The 19,540-nt window shown below is 70.2% G+C and carries 17 protein-coding genes; 6 read left to right on the forward strand and 11 right to left on the reverse strand.

Annotation, left to right across the window (positions count from 1 at the left end; translation table 11 throughout):
* Positions 1–98: 98 nt before the first annotated feature.
* Positions 99–944, forward strand: coding sequence for a DUF2231 domain-containing protein (locus ACX1D3_RS16540; RefSeq protein ID WP_458994894.1), 846 nt, complete (start codon positions 99–101; stop codon positions 942–944).
* A gap of 83 nt (positions 945–1,027) precedes the next feature.
* On the opposite strand, the gene trxA is transcribed toward ACX1D3_RS16540, so the two are convergent.
* Together trxA and ACX1D3_RS16550 are read right to left on the reverse strand one after the other, a co-directional pair.
* On the reverse strand, positions 1,028–1,399 hold the full coding sequence (trxA, locus tag ACX1D3_RS16545; protein ID WP_458994895.1) for a thioredoxin: 372 nt from the start codon (positions 1,397–1,399) through the stop codon (positions 1,028–1,030).
* Positions 1,400–1,437: 38 nt separating this feature from the next.
* Positions 1,438–1,890, reverse strand: a complete 453-nt coding sequence (locus ACX1D3_RS16550; RefSeq protein WP_458994896.1) for a hypothetical protein — start codon at positions 1,888–1,890, stop codon at positions 1,438–1,440.
* Between the two features lie 99 nt (positions 1,891–1,989).
* On the opposite strand from ACX1D3_RS16550, the gene ACX1D3_RS16555 reads away from it, so the two are divergent.
* A complete protein-coding gene (locus ACX1D3_RS16555; protein ID WP_458994897.1) occupies positions 1,990–2,979 on the forward strand; it encodes an alpha/beta hydrolase in 990 nt (329 codons plus the stop codon).
* 51 nt (positions 2,980–3,030) lie between these two features.
* Positions 3,031–4,557: a DUF1593 domain-containing protein gene (locus ACX1D3_RS16560; RefSeq protein WP_458994898.1), complete on the forward strand. Its 1,527-nt coding sequence runs from the start codon at positions 3,031–3,033 to the stop codon at positions 4,555–4,557.
* 7 nt (positions 4,558–4,564) lie between these two features.
* Here ACX1D3_RS16560 and ACX1D3_RS16565 read toward each other — a convergent pair whose 3' ends face one another.
* The 7 genes from ACX1D3_RS16565 to ACX1D3_RS16595 form a co-directional block, all read right to left on the reverse strand.
* A complete protein-coding gene (locus tag ACX1D3_RS16565) occupies positions 4,565–6,565 on the reverse strand; it encodes a glycosyl hydrolase (RefSeq protein WP_458994899.1) in 2,001 nt (666 codons plus the stop codon).
* Positions 6,565–7,299, reverse strand: a complete 735-nt coding sequence (locus ACX1D3_RS16570; protein ID WP_458994900.1) for an HlyD family efflux transporter periplasmic adaptor subunit — start codon at positions 7,297–7,299, stop codon at positions 6,565–6,567. The genes ACX1D3_RS16565 and ACX1D3_RS16570 overlap by 1 nt, the downstream gene beginning before the upstream one ends.
* Positions 7,296–9,077, reverse strand: coding sequence for a glycosyltransferase family 2 protein (locus ACX1D3_RS16575; protein WP_458994901.1), 1,782 nt, complete (start codon positions 9,075–9,077; stop codon positions 7,296–7,298). The genes ACX1D3_RS16570 and ACX1D3_RS16575 overlap by 4 nt, the downstream gene beginning before the upstream one ends.
* 364 nt (positions 9,078–9,441) lie before the next feature.
* Complete coding sequence (locus ACX1D3_RS16580) at positions 9,442–11,412, reverse strand: right-handed parallel beta-helix repeat-containing protein (protein ID WP_458994902.1); 1,971 nt, start codon at positions 11,410–11,412, stop codon at positions 9,442–9,444.
* A gap of 13 nt (positions 11,413–11,425) precedes the next feature.
* Positions 11,426–12,247 carry a carbohydrate ABC transporter permease gene (locus tag ACX1D3_RS16585; protein WP_458994903.1) on the reverse strand — a complete coding sequence of 274 codons (822 nt, stop codon included), beginning with the start codon at positions 12,245–12,247 and terminating at the stop codon, positions 11,426–11,428.
* Complete coding sequence (locus tag ACX1D3_RS16590; RefSeq protein ID WP_458994904.1) at positions 12,244–13,173, reverse strand: carbohydrate ABC transporter permease; 930 nt, start codon at positions 13,171–13,173, stop codon at positions 12,244–12,246. The genes ACX1D3_RS16585 and ACX1D3_RS16590 overlap by 4 nt, the downstream gene beginning before the upstream one ends.
* The gene (locus ACX1D3_RS16595; RefSeq protein WP_458994905.1) at positions 13,170–14,486 is read right to left on the reverse strand and encodes an extracellular solute-binding protein; all 1,317 of its coding nucleotides are present in this window, start codon (positions 14,484–14,486) and stop codon (positions 13,170–13,172) included. Before ACX1D3_RS16595 ends, ACX1D3_RS16590 begins: the two co-directional genes overlap by 4 nt.
* A 146-nt stretch (positions 14,487–14,632) precedes the next feature.
* Between ACX1D3_RS16595 and ACX1D3_RS16600 the strand changes: the two genes are divergently transcribed.
* A complete protein-coding gene (locus tag ACX1D3_RS16600; protein ID WP_458994906.1) occupies positions 14,633–15,685 on the forward strand; it encodes a LacI family DNA-binding transcriptional regulator in 1,053 nt (350 codons plus the stop codon).
* A 24-nt stretch (positions 15,686–15,709) separates the two neighbouring features.
* Here ACX1D3_RS16600 and ACX1D3_RS16605 read toward each other — a convergent pair whose 3' ends face one another.
* On the reverse strand, positions 15,710–16,135 hold the full coding sequence (locus ACX1D3_RS16605) for a MarR family winged helix-turn-helix transcriptional regulator (protein ID WP_458994907.1): 426 nt from the start codon (positions 16,133–16,135) through the stop codon (positions 15,710–15,712).
* 96 nt (positions 16,136–16,231) lie between these two features.
* Here ACX1D3_RS16605 and ACX1D3_RS16610 point away from each other — a divergent pair, with 96 nt between their 5' ends.
* Both ACX1D3_RS16610 and ACX1D3_RS16615 read left to right on the forward strand, forming a co-directional pair.
* On the forward strand, positions 16,232–16,642 hold the full coding sequence (locus tag ACX1D3_RS16610) for a DUF6069 family protein (protein ID WP_458994908.1): 411 nt from the start codon (positions 16,232–16,234) through the stop codon (positions 16,640–16,642).
* A gap of 31 nt (positions 16,643–16,673) precedes the next feature.
* The gene (locus tag ACX1D3_RS16615; protein WP_458994909.1) at positions 16,674–17,774 is read left to right on the forward strand and encodes an alkene reductase; all 1,101 of its coding nucleotides are present in this window, start codon (positions 16,674–16,676) and stop codon (positions 17,772–17,774) included.
* Positions 17,775–17,834: 60 nt separating this feature from the next.
* Here ACX1D3_RS16615 and ACX1D3_RS16620 read toward each other — a convergent pair whose 3' ends face one another.
* Positions 17,835–19,313, reverse strand: coding sequence for a DUF6544 family protein (locus tag ACX1D3_RS16620; protein ID WP_458994910.1), 1,479 nt, complete (start codon positions 19,311–19,313; stop codon positions 17,835–17,837).
* Positions 19,314–19,540 lie beyond the last annotated feature (227 nt).

Below are 19,540 nucleotides of genomic sequence, written 5' to 3' on the forward strand. Positions count from 1 at the left end.
GGCCCATTGTCCACCGTCGGCGAACCGGGACCAAAGGAGGCCTCGTCCGTCCGCCCCGTGCTGTTTCGTGGGAGCACCCTCGCGACTACGCTCGATCCATGTTGGACACCGTGCTGGGGCTGCCTCTCCACCCGCTCGTCGTGCACGCTGTCGTCGTGCTCCTCCCCCTCGTGGCGCTGGGCGTGATGGCGCTCGCGGTGGTTCCCAGGTGGCGGGCGCGGTTCGCGCTGCCGCTCCTGGGGCTGCTCGTGGTGGGGGCCGGCTCGGCGGTGGTGGCCATGCTCTCGGGCAACGAGCTGGCCGAGCGCGTCGGCATCCCGGCCACGCACCAGACGCTGGGCACCACGCTGGCGTTCAGCGCCGTCGGCTATCTGGTGTTCGCGGGAGGGTGGCTGTGGTGGGTGCGCGGCGAGGAGGACGACGAGCCGTCCACGGCCCGCGATGTCGCGGGATGGGTCGCGGCCGGGTTGTCGGCCGCGATCATCGCACTGACGGTGCTGGTGGGGCACTCCGGCGCCACAGCCGTCTGGGGCGGGGTGGGCGCCACGCCCGAAGGCTCGCCCACCCCCAGCGCCTCGGCCCCGCCGTCTGCATCCTCGTCCGCGCCGGCCTCACCCAGCACCACGGCCGAGGCCACCCCGTCGACGGAGCCCAGCGCCTCGCCGTCGCGGATCGGCACCCCGCCCGCCACCAACACCTACGTGCCCGAGGAGGGCTACACCATGGACATGGTGGCCGAGCATGCCACCGCGGACTCGTGCTGGGTGGCTGTCAACGGGTTCGTCTACGACGTCACCGACTGGATCCCGCAGCACCCCGGCGGACCGGAGCGGATCATCCCGCTGTGCGGGAGCGATGCCACCAGCGCCTTCGGAACCCAGCACGGAGACGCGGCACTGCCGAACCAGCGGCTGAGCCAGTTCCTGCTCGGCCCCCTGGCCTGAGGCCCGCGGACGCCCCGCCCCGCCGGCCGTGGACGCAGCGAGACCGCCCGGCCGCACTCGCGGACCGGGCGGTCTCGTCGTGGTCAGACGGCCTGGGCGTCGGCCTCGTCGATCTGGCGGCGGACGTCGTCCATGTCGAGGGCCTCGATGGCTTCGATGACCTCCTCGAGCGCCTTCGCGGGCAGGGCGCCCGACTGGCGGAAGACCAGCACGCCGTCGCGGAAGGCCATCAGCGTGGGGATGGCGGAGATCTCTGCCGCGCCGGCGAGGGCGCGCTCGGCCTCGGTGTCGACCTTGCCGAAGCGGACGTCCGGGTGGGCGTCGGCAGCCTTCTCGAAGACGGGGGCGAAGGCGCGGCAGGGCATGCACCAGTCGGCCCAGAAGTCCACGAAGGTGATCCCCTCGCTGGTCACGGTCGATTCGAAGTTCTCGGCGGTCAGTTCAAGAGTGGACATGTGTCGGTTCCTTTCGGGAGGGATATCGGCAAGGCGGGTCAGCAGGAGGCGTGATCGGTGATGCGCTTGCCCGCCGCCACGCCGTAGCAGGCGACGAGGGCCACGAGCGGTAGCAGCGTGGCCGGGGCCTGGGCGAGCATGACAGGGGCGACGACGGTGGCGGCCAGCGGGATGACCCCGCACGACCCACCGGCGAGGTGCTCCCGGGCCGGCACGCCGGCCGGCGGCACGTAGGTGGCGAGGGTGACAGCGCCGACCAGGGCGGCCAGCGCCAGGACCGTGATGTCCAGGCCGAGGGGCAGGCCACCGCCGAGCGCGTTCTGGCGGGCGGAGACGAGCGCGGCCAGGAGCAGGAGTGCGCTCACCACGGCGGTGCCCGTGTGCCGGGCGGACCAGGCTGCCCGCCAGTAGGCGGGCCCGCTGGCCGGGACCGTCACGGCGCCCAGGATGGGCTGCGTGCGGGGCGCGAGGTCGGGTCCTGAGGTACTCACACGACAAGTATGTCATACCCCAGGGGGTATCCAAAACGCCCGACGCCCTCCTTCCCCCGCCTCCTCCCTGGGCACGACACGCCGTCGGAATCCGCCCTCGTGGCCCCATACGTCATCGGCAGCCGCTTCCGACGGCGTTTCGTGCGCCCGGCCCCGCCCGCCAACCCCGTCCGCGGCTACCGTTGGCCCGTGGTGTGGACTCGAATCGTGCCGGGTGCGGCGCTGGTGCTGGCCGTGCTGGCGGGCGTGCTGAAGTCGGGCGACGCCGTCGTCGCGGGGCACTGGGCGTATCTGGCCTGGCTCATCGTCGCCGTCGTGGCCGGTGCGGGTCTGATCGTGTGGGCGGCCGTGGGCCGGAAGCCGAGGCCGGGCACGGCCAGAACGATCCGACGGTGGCTGTACGCCGCACTCGGCGTCGGGCTCGCCGCCGCAACGCTCTGGTTGGCGCCCTACCGCGTCCAGGTGGCGGATCCGGCAAGCATCGAGGCCCCACCCGGCGTCGTGGTCACGTCCGACGCAGGCGCGATCCGGCTCGCGCCCACGGCCGGCGCGGACGACACGGGCGTGGCGTTCATCCCTGGCGCGCTCGTCGACCCCCGCGCCTACATCCCCCTCCTGGCGCCCCTGGCGGAGGCCGGACATCCGGTCTACATCGCCAATCCGCCTCTGGGCATCGCATTCCTGGCGCCGGGCGTCGCGGCCGGGGCCTCGCAGGCGTTCCCCGACGTCACGCAGTGGGTGATGTCCGGGCACTCGCTCGGCGGGGTGGTGGCGTCCAGCCAGGCCGACTCTGGCGGTGAGGCCGGGCTGATCCTGCTGGCCTCCTACCCACTCGGGGATCTGTCCACCTCAGAACTGCCGGTGCTCAGCATCTCCGGGAGCAACGACATGCTCACCACGCCGGACGACGTGGAAGCCAGCCGCGCGACGCTCCCCGGCGACGCGACGTTCGTCGTCATCGACGGCGGCGTGCACGCCTTCTTCGGCGATTACGGCCCACAGGCCGGGGATGGCACCCCGGAGGTGTCGCGGGAGGCGGCGCAGGGCACGACGGTCGCGGCGATGCTGTCGTTCCTCGACGGCCTGTGACCGCCAGCTGTCGGGCATAGATATTCGGCCATGCAGTGATATTCTGACGCCGTGACCACGCACACTCCCCCCACCGCAACCGCGTCGACGAGCCGCGCCTCACTGCCGAGGACCATCGTCACCACCGACAGCGAGGCCGACGACATCAACTCGTTCCTCCGCCTGCTCCACTACACCAACGAGCTCGACCTCATCGGGCTGATCTACAGCTCGTCGGTGCACCACTGGCAGGGCGACGGCGTCCACACGCTGCGCGAGGCGCGGGAGGCCGGCCTGATCACCGGCTACATGGGCGAGACCGCGGGCAGCGAGGCCCGATCCGACGACGCGCTGACCTGGCGCTGGGAGCCGATGGGCTGGATGGAGCGGATCATCCTCGACGACTACAGCCGCATCTACCCCAACCTCCTCCAGCACGATGCGCGGTACCCGTCGCCCGCCGAGCTGTGGGCAACCGTCGCCGTCGGCAACGTGGCCTTCGAGAGCGACTTCCGCGCCGACACCGAGGGCTCCGACCTGATCAAGGCGGCCCTGCTCGACGACGACCCCCGCCCGCTCTACCTGCAGATCTGGGGCGGGACGAACACCGTCGCCCGGGCGCTGCTGAGCATCGAGCTCGAGCACGCCGGCTCGCCGGAGTGGGCCGGGATCAAGGAGGCGGTGTCGCGCAAGGCGGTGATCCTCAGCATCGGCCAGCAGGACACCGCGTACGCCGACTACATCGCCGGCGCCTGGCCCGAGGTCGCCATGCTGGACTTCGACGGGGCCTTCGCCGGCTACACCTCGTTCTCGCGCCTCCACGCCGCTCCCGAGGTCCTGCCCTACTTCAAGGGCGGATTCTGGGCCAACAACATCAAGTACGGACACGGCCCAGTGCTGGCCAACTACGGGCTCATCGGAGACGGCACCTGGTTCGAGGGTGAGGGCGACAACCCCGGCTGGCAGCCGGGGCAGGCCAAGGACCCGTCGGCATTCCGGATGTTCGACCTCATCGGCGGCTTCGAGCGGCTGGACTTCACCGGCGAGGGCGACACGCCTGCGTTCATGTGCCTGATCCCCACCGGCCTGCGCTTCCTCGAGGACCCGACGCTGGGCGGATGGGCGGGCCGCATGGTGGCCACCGACACCCCGCACGTGCTGACCGCGGGTGAGGACCACAATCCGCACACGGGGCAGGCGCAGCGCCTGTACACGATCCTGCGCTGGATCCCTGAGATCCAGAACGACTTCGCGGCCCGCGCCGACTGGGGCGTGACCCCGGCCTTCGACGGCGCCAACCACGCGCCGGTCGTCACGGCCGACACCCCGGACCTCAGCGCCTCGCCGGGCCAGGCCGTGCGGCTCGCCGCGACAGCAACAGACCCCGACGGCGACACCCTCAGCCCCTCCTGGAGCGTCTACGCCGAGGCCGGCAGCGTCGTCGACGCGCCCGTCCTCCGGCCGGACGGCTTCGAGGCCACCCTCACCGTCCCGGCCACGGCCGAGCCGGGCCAGCGGGTGGTCGTCGTCCTCGCCGTGACCGACGACGGCACTCCCCCGCTGACCCGCTACGCCCAGTTCGTCGTCGCGGTGGCCTGAGCCGGCCTCAGCTCCGCAGCGCCATCAGCCAGGCCAGGAGGTAGGTGCGGGTGTTGCCGTCGTCGACGGCGTCCAGCGCCCGCGCCTCCTCCAACGCCGCGACCCTCTCCTCCTCGCCCGCCAGGGCGGAGTACATGAGCAGGTAGTCGCCGTAGGTCTGGTTGAAGCCCGCCGTCGACGTGGCCTCGGCGACGTTGCGCGCGATCCGCTCGGGATCTCCCGCAAGGTGGTCCGACGAAGGGCTCACCGGGATGAGCAGGATGGCCAGCATGGCGGCAGGCTCGGGCGAGAACCAGGTGGCGTAGTCGCGCTTGCCTCCGAAGTTCAGCGGGATCACGGTGTGGTCGTAACCGTCGTAGACCGGATCCGACTCGTCGAAATCAGTCCAGTACGCCCGCGCGGCCTGCGCCTCGAGCGCGTGCAGCCAGGTGGCCTCACGCTCCAGGTCCGCCTGCCCGGACGCCTTCGCCCACAGCGACAGCCCCGCCCAGGCGAGCACCGCCTCCGACGACGACTCCTGGTTGTTCCCGTCGGCGAACGGCGAGGTGCCCGAGGCCCACGAGTGGGACGCGTACACGTCGAACGTCCGGCGGCCCGGGAAGTACTCGTTGGCCGGCGACGACGCAATGTCGGCGGCCAGCAGGTCCATCACGGGGCGGATCTCCTCCACCAGCTCCGGGTCGTCGGCGCCCAGCACCCCGGCGGCGTACAGGAAGTAGCCGTAGTGGAAGTGGTGGTCGTTGAACTCGTCCGAGCCGAACGACGGCGTCAGCCCCACGATCCCGCGGTTGGTCTCGTCGTAGCCGAAGCAGAACGCCGTCTCGACGGTGCAGCCCTCGGGGTCTGCCCAGCGGACGAGCGTCTCGCGGACGCGCTCGCGCACGGCCGTCGCCTCATCCTCGGCGCCCAGCTGGCGGGCGATCGAGTAGAGCTGGGCGTCGCGGTAGAGGGCCTTGCCGCCGAAGTAGGTGTCGGCCGGGTAGTCCTTCGCCGCGGCCAGATCGGCGGTGAGGGCAGCCCGAAGCTCGTCGGACTCCTCCCCCGAGAGGGCGGACAGGTCCAACTCCCCGCGCGCCTCGTAGGTGGCGGTCTCCCACGCGATCTGGTTGCCCTCGCACGCCTGCATGGTGCCGTAGCTGCTGGCGTAGGTGCCGACGTCGCACGTGGCTGAGTCGTCGCTCTGGTGAGGCATCCGCGCCACGACGGTGGGCCCGTCGGACTCGTAGCTCAGCGTCGTGCGCACCGAGCCGTCGACCTCGTAGGACACGCCCGTGGCGGTCACCGGCCCGGCCAGTTCCGCGATGCGGGCGGCGTCGCCGCCCTCGGGGACCGCGCCCCAGGTGACGGAGGCGCCCTCGGGAAGGGTCACGTTCGCCCCGTCGATGGACCCGCTGTCGGACACGGCCACGTACTGGTCGTCACCGACGGTCAGCTCGGCGTGCCCGCCGCTGGCCTCGAACGGCGCCTGCGTGCTGAGCTCGTGGTCCCGGATGGCGGTGTAGGTGACGTAGGGCGACCCCTGCACGATGGTGACCCTGCCGAGCGGCGAGCCGCCGGCCGAGGCCTCGGCCGTGACGGACAGGTCGTCGTAGGAGACCACCTGCCACGTGGGCCGCTCACCCAGCGAGACCTGCACCACGGGCGCGTTGGTGCCCATGATGGTCTTCTCCGTGGTGGTCACCTCAGGCAGGCCGAAGGTGAGCCCGTCGTCGGTGAGCGCGAACGACAGGGGCAGCGGGTACACCGGCTGCGGGGCGTCGCCGAAGACGAGCCCCGAGAACCAGCGGTTGGTGGGCGGGATGACGCCGTCGGCCAGGCGGACGGCCTTCAGGTCCTTGCCCGGGACGGTGCCGATGCCCTCGATCGTCTCCGCCATGCCCTCGGGGGCCCAGGCGACGCCCTCACCGGCGGCAACGCCGCTGGAACCCTTGTCCGAGGGCGGGCCGGTGCAGGCGGCCAGGAGCAGCGTGGCCGCGACACCCGCGGCCAGGGCCCGTGCGCCCCTCATCAGCGCAGGCCGATCTTGGTGAGGAACGCCAGGGCCGCCGCGGTGGGGCCGGCCAGGATGCCGTCGTCGCGCAGGTGCACCTGGGCCGTGACGGGCGTGCCGTCGCGGGTGAGGGCGGCGAGCGCGGGATCGACGAGCGTGTCGCTGGTCATCCGGATGACGGCCACCGCCTCCCCGTCCTCGGTCTCCACCTGGACGCTCTCGACCGTGGCGTCGAGCTTCTGCAGGTTCGGAAGCACGATGGTGGCCGAGGCCCCGTCCTCCACCCGTCCGTAGTCGACGGGGCTCAACTTGTAGAAGCCCTCGACGGCACGTTCCTGGCTGACCACCCGGGCGAGGACCGCGCCGTCGGGGACGTAGGAGCCGTGTGTCGCGGCGAGGTCGACGACGTAGCCGTCGCTGACCGCGGTGTAGGTGATGGTTCCCGTCTCCAGGTCCAGGTCGTAGGCCACCGTCGAGCCGGGGGCGGACCCCTGGCTGACGGCCTGCTGCAGCGAGCTGCTGCTCACGACGAACAGCACGTCTCCGGCGGTCACCGGATCGCCGTTCTTGACCAACTGCTGCGTGACGATGCCGCCGTAGCCCGAGCCGACGTCGAACGTGGGGGCCGTGACGGTGGCGGACAGGCTGTGTGCCTGCGTCATCCGCTGGTTGAACAACAGGGTCAACCCGAAGGCGAGGGCGAGGACGGCGAGGATGCCGCCGAGCATCTTGAGTCTGGTCAGCCAGGTCATGAGACTGCCTCCTTGGTGTGGGCGTGGGCCGCGACGAGCGCGTCGCGGTCGAGAACGGGGGTGAGGGCGGGCTGGTCCTCGAGGCGTGCAGCAGGGTGGAGCGCGCGCGAGGCCTGCGGGCGGGCGCGCATCCGGTCCTCGCGCCAGGCGGTCCAGACGAACAGGCCGAGCACGAAGGTGTTGACCACCGACCAGAACGTCGCGACGTTCAGAGTTGACATCAGCAGGTCGCGCCAGATGCCCACCGCCGAGGTGACGAGCAGGAAGACGAAGGTGAGCACCTGCGGCATGATGAAGTTGAACGCCGACGCGCGGCCGCCCGTCGTGCCGGTGACCGACCACTTGACGTCGATGCCGTAGAGAGCGTTGCGGAATGCCTTGATGTAGATCGGGAACGACGCCGCCGAGAGCAGCAGCACCTCAAGGCGGAACGTGCCCAGGATCAGCGCCGACAGCAGGATCTGCAGGATGTAGAAGCCCGAGTAGTACAGCGCCCACTCCAGCGGGCCGACCGCGACGGCGATGGGCCGCAGGTCGAAGAAGATCTCCAGCGCGGGCACGAACAGCAGCACACCGGTGGCGATGCCGCTCAGGTAGTGCGTCGAGGTGACGAAGTACATGAGCCGCTGGTCCAGGGTGAGGCGACGGCGGCGCGAGAACGGGTTGTGGGTCAGCAGGATTTCGAACCCGCCGGTGGCCCAGCGCAGCTGCTGCTTGCTGTAGGCCTCGACGGTCTCCGGGGCCTCGCCGACGGCGAGCGTCTGCGGCAGGAACACCGACTTCCAGCCGCGCTCGTGCAGCAGCAGCGACGTCCACACGTCCTCGGACTTGGAGCCGGTGTACATGCCGCCGATCTCCTTGACGGCCTTACGCCGGAACAGCACGTTGGTGCCCACGCAGAAGGCCGCGTTGAACTCGTTTCGGCCCGGCTGGATGTAGCGGTAGAACATGGACTGCATGTACGCCGCGCCACGCGCGATGGTGGTGTGGAGGTTGCCGTAGACCTGCGGGGTCTGCACGAAGGCGACGGTGTCGTCGGCCATGGCGGGCAGCGTCTCCTCGAGCATCTCGGGCTTGGCCACGAAGTCGGCGTCGAGGATGAGGAAGTACTCGCCGTGGGTGATGGACAGCGCGTGATTGACGTTGCCGGCCTTCGCGCCGGAGCTGCCGAGGCGGCGGATGTAGCCGGCCCCGAGCTCGGCGGCGAGGTCGCGGACCTCGTCGGAGTCGCCGTCGTCGAGCACGTAGGTCTCGTGGCGGCCGTGCATGGCCAGCGCCGCGGTGACCGTCTGGCGGATCACGTGGAGGTCCTCGCCGAACACGGTGATGAACACGTCCACGTCCACCTGGCGGCGGTTGATGAACATCGGCCACGCGGTGGCGTCGTCGGCGATGCCGAGCTCGTCGTTCAGGCGCGGGTTGTACAGGCGGCGCTGCGCCTCGTGGAAGGCGTAGGGGGGCTGCTTGTTGTAGCCGGCCAGCATCGTCCACATGCTCATCAGCCCGAGGAACACCAGGATCAGCTCCGCGCCGATGACGAGCAGCCACGGGAGCAGGTCTCCGCGGTTGTCGATCTGCAGCAGGAAGACGGTGTAGGCGACGACGCCGATGGTGGCGAGGATCGTCAGCGCGAGCACCGCCGGCGAGTGCCGGTTGCGGGTGGCCTCCCGGCGCTCCTCGACGGGGCCGGACTCCGACAGCTCGTTCTCGATGTTCAGGTCGGAGAGGTTGGTGGGCGCTGGGCGCCAGTCATGGGGGTGGTTTCGTCTTGTCGGCACGAGGCCTCCAAACGTCAGGGACGCCGAGGTGCCGGGTACGCCCGTGAGGCCTCCCGATCGGCGGCCATTGGCGGGGTACGTATTCAAAACTGCGCCTTGAAAAGTGAAAAGTCAATTTCACGATGTCGAGACACTTGTCCGGTAACGGTCCCGCCTCACACCTGGACACTGCGCTGACAAGGTGTGATGCGGCAGCCTCGGGGCCCCAGAAAATTCTCTCCCACTGGGACTTCCAAGTGACGCGTCATCCGCACCCAGTGCCGCCCACTCGGGTCGGGCCCGCTGGGTCACTGCCTCGCGGCACTCCGCGAGGCCGGTGGGCCCTGCGGCGCAAGGCCGCCGGACCCACCGGAGGGCCGCAACTTCACCACACCCGGGTGCGCGAGGTTCCCTCCCCGAGACCCACGACGGGGCCGGCCGCGTACGAGCCGCCCTCCTCCTTGAGCCCCCCGACGAGGTCCGCGTCGAGCCTCGCCGGGGTGCCGTCGCGCTCCTCGAACTCCGCGTCGACGAACCGGACCCGGCCGAGGTCCCGTCCCGAGATGAGACCCACGACGTCCGCCTCGAACCCGGCGGGCAACTCGGTCTCGAGGTACACGCCGTCGGCCTCCTCGACGACCGCCACCCTGGCCGCGCCGTCGAGCACCGACGCCCTCGTCTCAGCCTCGAACGGCCTGGCCCCGGAGAGGTAGACGTTGTCGCGCAGGTAGACCGGCTGCCTGACGCCGGCGAAGCGCTCGTGGTCGCCCAGGCTGGGGTCGTCGAGGCGGGCGAGGTAGTCCTCGAACGACGACGGGTGCCCGTCGTAGCCGGCCGTCCCGTACCCGGTGACCTGCGACGGGCGCGCCGTCGGGCCGTACGCCTCCCTGCCGTCCCCGCCGAGGAACACGTTGCCGATCCAGCGATCGTCTCCACCCATGATCGCCGCGTAGCCCGCCACCTGCGTGCTGTGCGGCCGGTGGTAGGGCGTGGGCCTGTCCAGGACCGGCTCCAGCGACACCGTCCCGGCGACCAGGTTGCCGACGAACGCGCCGCCCTGGCTGAACAGCTCCAGCGACGCGGGCGAGCCGAACACGTTGTGATCCGCCAGGTACGGGCCGTGGCTGACCTCGACGAACAGGTCGCGGTTGTTGTTGTAGTAGAGGTTGCGCGTGATCCGGGTGCCTTGCGTCTGCCAGTCCAGCCAGGTGCCGAGCGAGCAGTCGTGGATGCGGTTGTGGCGGATGGTCACGTCGATGGCGGCGTGCAGCTTGATGCCGCCGATCTCGTAGCCGTAGAACTCGCGCTTGACTGCGATGTTGTAGATGTGGTTGTCCTCGATGGTGGAGAACACGCAGCCGAGGTGGCCGACGACGCCGTTCTGCCCGCAGTCGCGGATGGTGTTGCGGCGGATGACGTGTGAGCCGACGTGCTCCTCGTCCCAGCCGATCTGGCGGGCGGAGAACACTGATTCGAGCTGGTACTGGTATCCGGGCTTGTCGCCGCGCTCCGTGGCGTAGTTGTGGCCGGTGGAGGCCTCCTTGCCGAGCGAGATGGCGGAGCACTTGGCGTCGTGGATGAGGTTGTCCTCGATGACCCAGCCCTTGGCCCAGTTCGGGCCGATCAGCCCCGGCTGGTCCGCCGTCGGCGGGGTCCACGGGCAGGCGGCCTGGGCCAGTTCGAAGCCACGCACGGTGATCCAGTCGAGGTGGTGCTCGGTGGGGTGGAACACGGAGCGTCGGACGTTGATCTCCGTGAGCGCGGCGTTGGGGTCGGCGCCCTGGAAGTTGGCCCAGATCGTCGTGGCCTCAGCCCCCACCTCGGCGTACCAGACGTAGCGGGTCTGATCGGGGTCGCGCACGGGGTCGGTGGCGCCGGTCCAGTCGTCGATCATGGTGGTGCGGACCTGGGGGTGCGCCACGTCCTCGAACGCGGCCACCTCGTAAAAGGAGCGGCCGTCCAGGTACACGTCGCCCAGGTGCTTGCGGGGCGCGCCCTTGGGGTAGACGATCCAGTCGCCGTCGACGGTCTCGGCGTAGGGGTTGAAGTCGCCGAACAGCGAGTTGTCGACCACGGCCCTCCAGACCGTCGCGTCGACCTGCTCCCAGGTGGTGACCCGCTCCGCCCCCGTGATCACCACGTGCTCGCCGGGGGCGGCCTCATAGGTGATGCGCCTGGTGTCGCTGAGTCCGCCGCGGCGGGGCTTGACCCACTCGCGGTAGACGCCCTCGTGCACGACGACGGTGTCGCCGGGCATAGCGACGGCGGCCGCGCGGTTGATGGTGCGGAAGGGTGCCTCCTGCGTGCCCGCCGCGGCGTCGGACCCCTGCGGGGACACGTGGTAGGTGGTGATCATGGACGGACCTTTCTTACTTGCCGAACCCGGCGGTGAGGCCGGAGACCAGCTGGCGGCGGCCCACGATGTAGGCGGCCAGGATGGGGAGGACGGAGAGGACGACGGCGGCCAGCACCGCCGGGATGTTGACGGAGAACTCACCCTGGAATGACCACAGCGACAGCGGCAGCACGCGCGTCTCGGCGCTCTGGGTGAGGATGAGCGGGAAGAGGAACCCGTTCCACACGTTGAGGGCGTTGTAGACGGCGACGGTGACGATGGCCGGCCTGGTCAGCGGCAGCGCCAGGTGCCAGAGCGTCTTCCACTCGCCCGCGCCGTCGACGCGCATGGCCTCGAACAGCTCGGCGGGCACGTCGCGGAGGAAGTTGGACAGGATGAGCACCGTGATCGGGATCGCGAAGGCGATCGAGGGCAGGATCAGGGCGAGCAGGGTGTCGTACAGCCCGATCTGGACGATGAGGTAGTAGACAGGGATGATCGTCGCCTGGATGGGGATGGCGATGCCCAGCAGGAACGCACGGAACAGCCTCTGCGCGGCCGGGCGGGTGGAGCGGACCACCACGTAGGCCGCCAGCAGCGAGACCGCCAGCACCACCGCGACGCTCGCCACGGTCACGATGACGGAGTTGGCGAAGTAGCGCAGGAAGTCGTTGGCCAGCACCTGCGCGTAGGCGTCGAGCGTGGGGTTGCTGGGCAGCGACAGGGGGTTCTCGCTGTAGTAGTCGGACTGCGGGCGCAGGCTGGTCACCACGATGTAGTAGATGGGCAGGATGGTGACGGCCAGCCACAGCCAGCCGCCGAGGCCACCGAGGAGGTTGGGGCGGGAGCGCATCATGCACCTTCCATCTGGCTGCCCTGGTTTCCACCCGACAACCGGTTGAGTCCGAGCGAGACCGCCAGCCCGAGCGCCACGAGGATCACGCCGATGACGCTGGCGCGGCCCATGTCGTAGCTGCGGAAGCCGGTCAGGTACATGTCCAGGGGCAGGATCCGGGTGGCGTTGCCGGGGCCGCCGCCGGTGAGCACGAAGATGAGGTCGAAGTAGGTCAGCGAGCCGACGATCATCAGGGTCGAGGACGTGATGATGGTGTGCTTGAGCTGCGGCAGCGTGATGGAGAAGAACTGCTGCACGCGGCCGGCGCCGTCGATGAGGGCCGCCTCGTACATGCTCTGCGGGATCTGCCGGACGCCCGCCTGGTAGAGCAGGGAGTGGAACGGCACGAAGCACCAGCCGATGACGAACAGCACCACCCACAGCGCCAGGTCCGGGTCGCCCAGCCAGTCCTGCGCCAGCAGATGGATGTCCAGGGAGGAGCCGAGCCCGAAGTTGGGGTCCAGCAGCGCCTTGAACGCGATGCCGACGGCGGCCGAGGAGAACAGCAGCGGCAGGAAGAACAGGACCGAGAGCACCGCGCGGTAGCGCTGCTGTCCGGCCATGAACACGCCCAGCAGCAGCGAGACGGGGGCCTGGAACAGCCACGAGACGATCGTCACGATGGCCGTCAGCCGGGCCGCGTTCCAGGTGATGGGGTCCGCCAGCGTCCGGGTCCAGTTGTCCAGCCCGGCCCAGACCGGGTCGGCGAGGCCGTCCCACGCCATGAATGAGAGCACCACCACGCCCAGCAGCGGGACGATCGCGAAGGCGACGAAGAACGCCAGGGCGGGCGCCGCCATCCACAGCGTGGGGCCGGAGGCGCGGAGGCCCCGGCGGGGCCGGTCGGGCGTCACCGCCCGACCGACCACGGCGTGGTTGGCACTCATCCCAGCGTCGCGTTCATGTTCTCGGAGAACTGCTCCGGGGTGATCTCACCGAGGAACACCTGGCTCAGGTTGTTGAGCAGCTCCTGCGCGGCCGCGGCCGGAAGGGCCTGGTCCCACGACAGCTGGAAGTGGGGCGCGTCGCGCACCATGCCGTAGACGAAGGACAGGTACTCGGCGTTGTCGGTCTCGGCGATCTGATCCTCCAGACCGGTGATCGGCGGGACGGTGCCGATGGCGAGGAGCTCCTCGACGGCGTCGTCGGACAGCACCTCGGAGGCGATGAAGTCCTTGGCGATCTGCTGCTCCTCCTCCGTGGCGCTGGCCGAGACGGACCAGAAGTTGGAGGCGTTTCCGACGATGTTGGCCGGGTCACCCGCGCCGCCGTCGATGGCCGGGAAGGTGGTGTAGCCCAGGTCTCCGGCGGCCACCAGATCCGGGGCGTCGCTGAGGAACGTCGGGTAGACCCAGCTGCCCTGCAGGAGCATCGCGGCCTTGCCGGTGTGGACGAGGGCGACGTCGGCAGAGGCGTCGGCGACGACGGAGCCGAAGGTGTCACCGAAGACGCCCGCGTCGACCATCTCCTGGATCCTGGTGGTGGCCTCGATGATCGCGGGGTCCTTCCATGCGTCGGGCTCGCCGTCGAGGATGGCCTGGAACACCTCGGGGCCGCCGATGCGGTCGGTGAGGTACTGGATCCACATCAGCATCGGCCAGCGGCTCTGCCCGGCCAGGGCGAACGGGATGACGCCCTGCGCCTCGAGCGTCTCGGAGACGGCCAGGAGCTCGTCGTAGGTGGTGGGCACCTCGACGCCGGCCTCCTCCAGCACGGCCGCGTTGTAGTACAGGACCACGGGCTGGCTCTGGGTGTTGGGCACCGCGTAGGTCTTGCCGTCGACCTGGCCGTTCTGGGCCACGGACGGGATCACGCGCTCGAGGAGGTCGTCGACGGACCCGGTGAGGTCGACGACGTGCCCGCTCGCGGCGTAGTCGGCGAGCGTGCCGCCGCCCCACGAGTAGATGAGGGTGGGAGCGTTGCCCGAGCCGACGGCGGTGCGGATCTTCTCCTTGTAGGCGTCGTTGGCGAACCACTCGGTGGCGATCTGCCGGTCCGGGTTCTCCGTGTTCCACTTCTCGAACGCGGCGCGGAAGGCGGCCTCGCTGCCTCCGGTGAGCGCCCACGCGCTGGCCCCGGCGTCGGCGTTGGCCGACGGGTTGGTGCCCGGCTGCGTGCCGCCGCCGCAGGCGACGAGCCCGAGGGAGAGAAGGGAGGCGGCTGCCACTGCGGCGAACCGGCGTCTGTTGTGTCGCTTCATTGCTGAGTCCTTTCGCTGCCGGCTGCATCGCCGGCTCGGAAACTTTTTCTGTTCGTTCCGTGAACAAATACGACGATAGACGGGACCTGGCCGCGTGTCAACGCGCATGCACTGAGAAACAGTTTCGGATCGTGTAGGCTTGGGATGTGACCGAGCAACGCAGCAGCCCCCGCTCACCGCGCCGTCCGACGCTGGACCTTGTCGCGCGCGAGGCGGGCGTGTCGAAGGCGACGGTGTCGAAGGTGCTGAATCACCGGCCCAACATCGCCGCGGAGACTCGGGCCATCGTCGAGGCCGCCATCCAGCGCTTGGGCTACGTCCCGAGCACCGGCCCCCGCGTCGGCTCCCAGCTCAACCAGGTCAACCTGGTGTTCGACACCCTCATCAACGTCTACTCCATGCAGGTCCTCGACGCCGTCGTCGCCTCGGCGGAGGAGCTGGGGATCGACGTCGTGGTCAACGTGCTCCAGCACGCCCCGTCGGCCCGCACCGCGCCGCTGAGCGAGGCGTGGGTGCGGGACCTGGGCGCGCGCGGGAGCGCCGGCGTCATCGTCGTCACCTCCGAGCTGACCGCAGCGCAGCGCAGGCAGTTCCGGCAGGCAGGGCTGAGCGTCGTCGTGGTGGACCCCCTCAACCCCCTCGACGGCGACACCATCAGCATCGGGTCCACCAACTTCGCCGGCGGGATGCAGGCCACGCAGCACCTGCTGGACCTGGGGCACCGTCGGATCGCCTACGCCGGCGGCCCGCCCAACTCCGCTCCGTCGCGGGAGCGGCTACAGGGGTACCGGAACGCGTTGGAGGCGGCGGGCGTGCCGCTGGACGGGGCGCTCGTCGTGCAGCTGGGCTTCACCCACGAGGCGGGTGCCGAGATGGCCGAGGAGCTGCTCGGCCTGGACGAGCCGCCCACCGCGATCTTCGCCGGCTGCGACGCCAGCGCGCTGGCCGTCCTCGAGGTGGCTCGCAGGAGGGGACTGCGGGTCCCCGAGGACTTGTCGGTGGTGGGGTTCGACGACACCTATGCCGCCGTCTCGGCCGCCCCTCCCCTGACGACGGTGCACCAGCCCATCGCCGACATAGGGCGCGTGGCGCTGCGGACCCTTCTGCAGCTGACGAAGGGCGAACAGCCGGACTCCCACCACATCCAGTTGGCGACGCAACTGGTGGTCCGCGAGTCGACGGCCTTCCCAAAGCGCTGACCCGTTGGCCCCTAGGGCCCACAGTCAGTCGTCAGCCAGGAGTTCCTCGAGGATTGCGCCGAGCGACCCGCGCTGTTGAGGCGTCAACCGCTTCATGACCCGGGAGCGTGCGGCCACCTCGACAGAGAGCCGGTGCCGCACCTCGAGCCCGTCAGGGGTGAGCTGCAGCAGCTTGACGCGACGATCGGCCCCGGCTGCTCGCTCGACGAGTCCCCGCTCCTCCAACTGGTCCGCGATGGTGGTGATGTAGGACCGGTCGCACGCGAGGTGATCAGCGAGGTCCCTCATGGGCGCAGGGTCCGAGAGGGCGACGATCGCCCGCGCGAGGTGGGCAGGCAATCCAGCCGCCTCCGCCGCCTCGGCGAAGTCGACCTTGAGCTCTTCGGAAACGCGCACGATCAGCTGCGCCAGCCCGCGCGTCTCGTCGAAGGGCAACTCCTGTGCACTCATCCCGCCATGATACGCGATCAGGTCGATGGTTGACACAGTCAATCATTGTGTTAATCTCGAAAATGTCCAAATAGTCAACCATGGAGTGAGTCACGCATGTCCGCCACATCGACCGCCACCCGCCCCGCCACCCCTGAAACCGTCCTGCGCCCCCGTCGGGCGTTGCTCTTCGCCCTCGGCGCGCTCGCCCTCAACCTCGCAGCCTTCGGTCTCGGATCCCTCGCCGGGGCGTCCTACAGCGTCGGCCAGCCGTATCCGATCTCCGCCTGGGCCGTGCTCGCCGCCACACTCGTCGCCTTCACGCTCGGCGCACTGATCGTCTGGTTGGTGAGCCGTTGGCGCCCATCCGTGGTCCGCGTGGTGGCCTGGGGCGGCCTGGTCCTCGGCCTGGTGAGTTCACTGTCGCTCGTCGCGGCCGCCGATGTTCCCACGGCGGTCGCGCTCGCCACCATGCACGTCGCCACGTCGGCAGCGTGGTTCCTCGCCGTCAAGCCCGCTCAGCACTGACCCGCCCAACTCCCGAGATCAGGAGACCCTCATGTCCACTCCGTTCCAGCCGTACACACTGGGTCCGATCACCCTGCGCAACCGCATCGTGATGGCTCCCATGACCCGCAGCCGCGCCTTCGGCCCTGGCGCCACCGCCACAGATCTGATGGCCACCTACTACGCCCAGCGCGCGAGCGCCGGCCTCATCGTCACCGAGGGCACCCAACCTTCGGTTGTCGGGCAGGGGTATCCAGACACCCCCGGCCTCCATACCGACGCCCAGGTGGAGGCGTGGCGCAAGGTCACCGCCGCAGTGCATGCACGGGGCGGGCACATCTTCGCCCAACTGATGCACGTCGGCCGCGTCGCCGACCCTGCCCTGCTGCCTGACGGGCTGCTGCCCGTGGGCGCCTCCGCGGTGACGGCCGAGGGCCAGATCTACACGCACTCCGGGCCGAAACCCTTCTCAGAGCCGACCCCGCTTGATGAAGATGGCATCCAGGCGACCATCCGGGACTTCGCAGACGCGGCGGAGAGTGCTGTCGAGGCCGGCTTCGACGGGGTGGAGCTGCACGGCGCGAACGGCTACCTGATTCATCAATTCCTCTCCAGCAACGCCAACCAGCGAATCGATCGCTGGGGAGGCACCCCCGCCAACCGGGCCAGGTTCGGGATCGAGATCGCGCGGGCGGTGGCCGATAGGATCGGCGGCGACCGGGTGGGCTTCCGGGTCTCGCCCGGCAACGCACTTCACGACATCGTCGAAAGCGACCTGGAAGCCACCTACACTGCGCTCGTCACCGCGCTGGGGGAGCTCGGGTTGGCATACCTGCACGTCATGGAGGTTCCCGGGCAACGGCCGACGACACATGCGCTGCGGCAGCTGTGGCCGTCCACGCTGATCCTCAACCCGGATACCCGACCCAACCCGACCGGTCCTGCCGAACTTGGGCTGATCGACGACGGCACCGCCGACCTCATCGCCTACGGATCCCTCTTCATCGCCAACCCCGACCTTCCCGAGCGCCTCGCTGCGGGCGGGCCGTTCAACGAGGTCGACCGCAGGACCTCATTCGGCGGCGGCGAGCACGGGTACACCGACTATCCCACCCTTGACGAGGAGTTCGGGGAGCCCGGCCGGGTCGCCTGAGCGATCCGGGGTGCGCGCGGGCTGGGGGCGCACCCCGGGCCCCCGCACCGAGAGGGCGTCTCAGTAGGCGGCGCTCGACTCGGCCCGCTCCTTGATGCCCAGCAGCATCCGCCGCTCCATCACGAAGCCGATCGGCGCCACCGCCCGCCACAGGAGGCACTGCGACGGCGGGTGGGTGTTGAGCTGGCGGCTGATCAGCCGCGTTGCGTGTCCGCCGTCGATCGCATGCAGCTCCCACTGCCAGGTGGCGCCCGTTCCCTCCCGCACCGGGGTGGCGACCGCCTGCTCAGTGGCCGGGTCGGCGCTGATCAGCACCAGCGACCGGCCGCGATCCACCGCGACCGCACGGAAGCACGGCGAGCCCTTCTTGCCCAACCGGATCAGCTCACCAGGCGCGATGCCCTGGTGCTCCGGCAGGATCTCGTCCGCGCTATGGATGTCGAGGCCGAGCAGGTTCTCCAGCGCGTCGTAGCTGTAGAGGCCGCCGCGGCCCTGCCCGATCTGTGCCAGCCACGGCCACACCGCCTCTGGGGGTGCGCCGATCGTGACCGCCCTCGTCGAACTGAGCACCGGGTCCGGGACGAGCTCGTCTCCGGGCATCTCCGCGTCACACTCCTGATCGGAGGCACCCCACCGGTTGTACCGTCCGCGCAGCAGCGGTGAGCCGACAAGCATCAACGCAACACCCACCGCTCCCCCGGCAGCCTCCAGGACGCTCCGGACGCTCTCGGAACGGGCGGGAGTCGAGGGTCGCGGCGGCGGCGCGGGGTTGTCCTCCACATCGTCGAACTCGAGGATCCCGTAGGTGAGGTCGCCGTCGGGGAGGTGCCACACCGCCGAACCCCGCGTCGGGATGCGGCGCCCGTCCGCGACACGCCAGCCGTCGATGGGCGTCGACCACGGCGTCCGCACGGGGCCGCCGGGCAGGTCCGCGAAGCGGTCTTCGGTGTGGAAGTCGACGGGGGCGCCGTCGTCGTCGACGACCACCCGCGCGCTGACTATCCGGCCGGAGTCGGTGACGCTCACGCCGAAGGACCTGTCGTCGATCTCCCGGAACTCGGCCCCCGCGGTCAAGAGCATCGAGGGAGCCAGGAGGACGGCGTCGTTGAGCCAGGTGGTGAGCTCGCCGATGTCGAACGGCTCCCCCCGGCCGTCGGCCACGACGATGGCGTCGAGCAGCTTCCCGAGCATCCGGCCACGGCCGTGGACGTAGCTGTCACGGCCCAGCATGGGCAGGAGTCCGCCCGCCATGGAGATCCGCATCCAGAACAGCCGCGCGATCGGCGCCACCGTGTTGAACTGCCAGACCTCGGCCGGCATGAACGCCTGTCCTTGCCGTAGCCGGAAGCTGCCGTGCAGGCGCGCCCGGAACGAGCGCACCGACGGGCGCCCCACCACCCCCATGAACCGCAGATAGCGCTGCACCGTCGGCGGCAACGCGGCGACCTGTTCGTCCGTGACGACCGGCCCGGGCGTCGTCGCGGCTCCCAGGGTCGCGGCGTCACGGTCCAGGCGTGCGCGCAGATCACGACCCGTCATGCTGGCCCACATGTTCAACCTCCACGACGATCGTAGGACGACGGTGGGCCGCCGGCACCCACGCACCCCCATCACCTCTGGCCGGTGTCCCCACCCGCTGGCGGAGGTGCCCCCACCCGCTGGCTGAGCTGCCGCCCTTCCCGCTGGCTGAGCTGCCGCCCTGCCCGCTGGCTGAGGTGCCGCCCTGCCCGCTGGCTGAGGTGCCGCCCTTCCCGCTGGCTGAGGTG

This window comes from Tessaracoccus yangjingae, assembly GCF_054483935.1.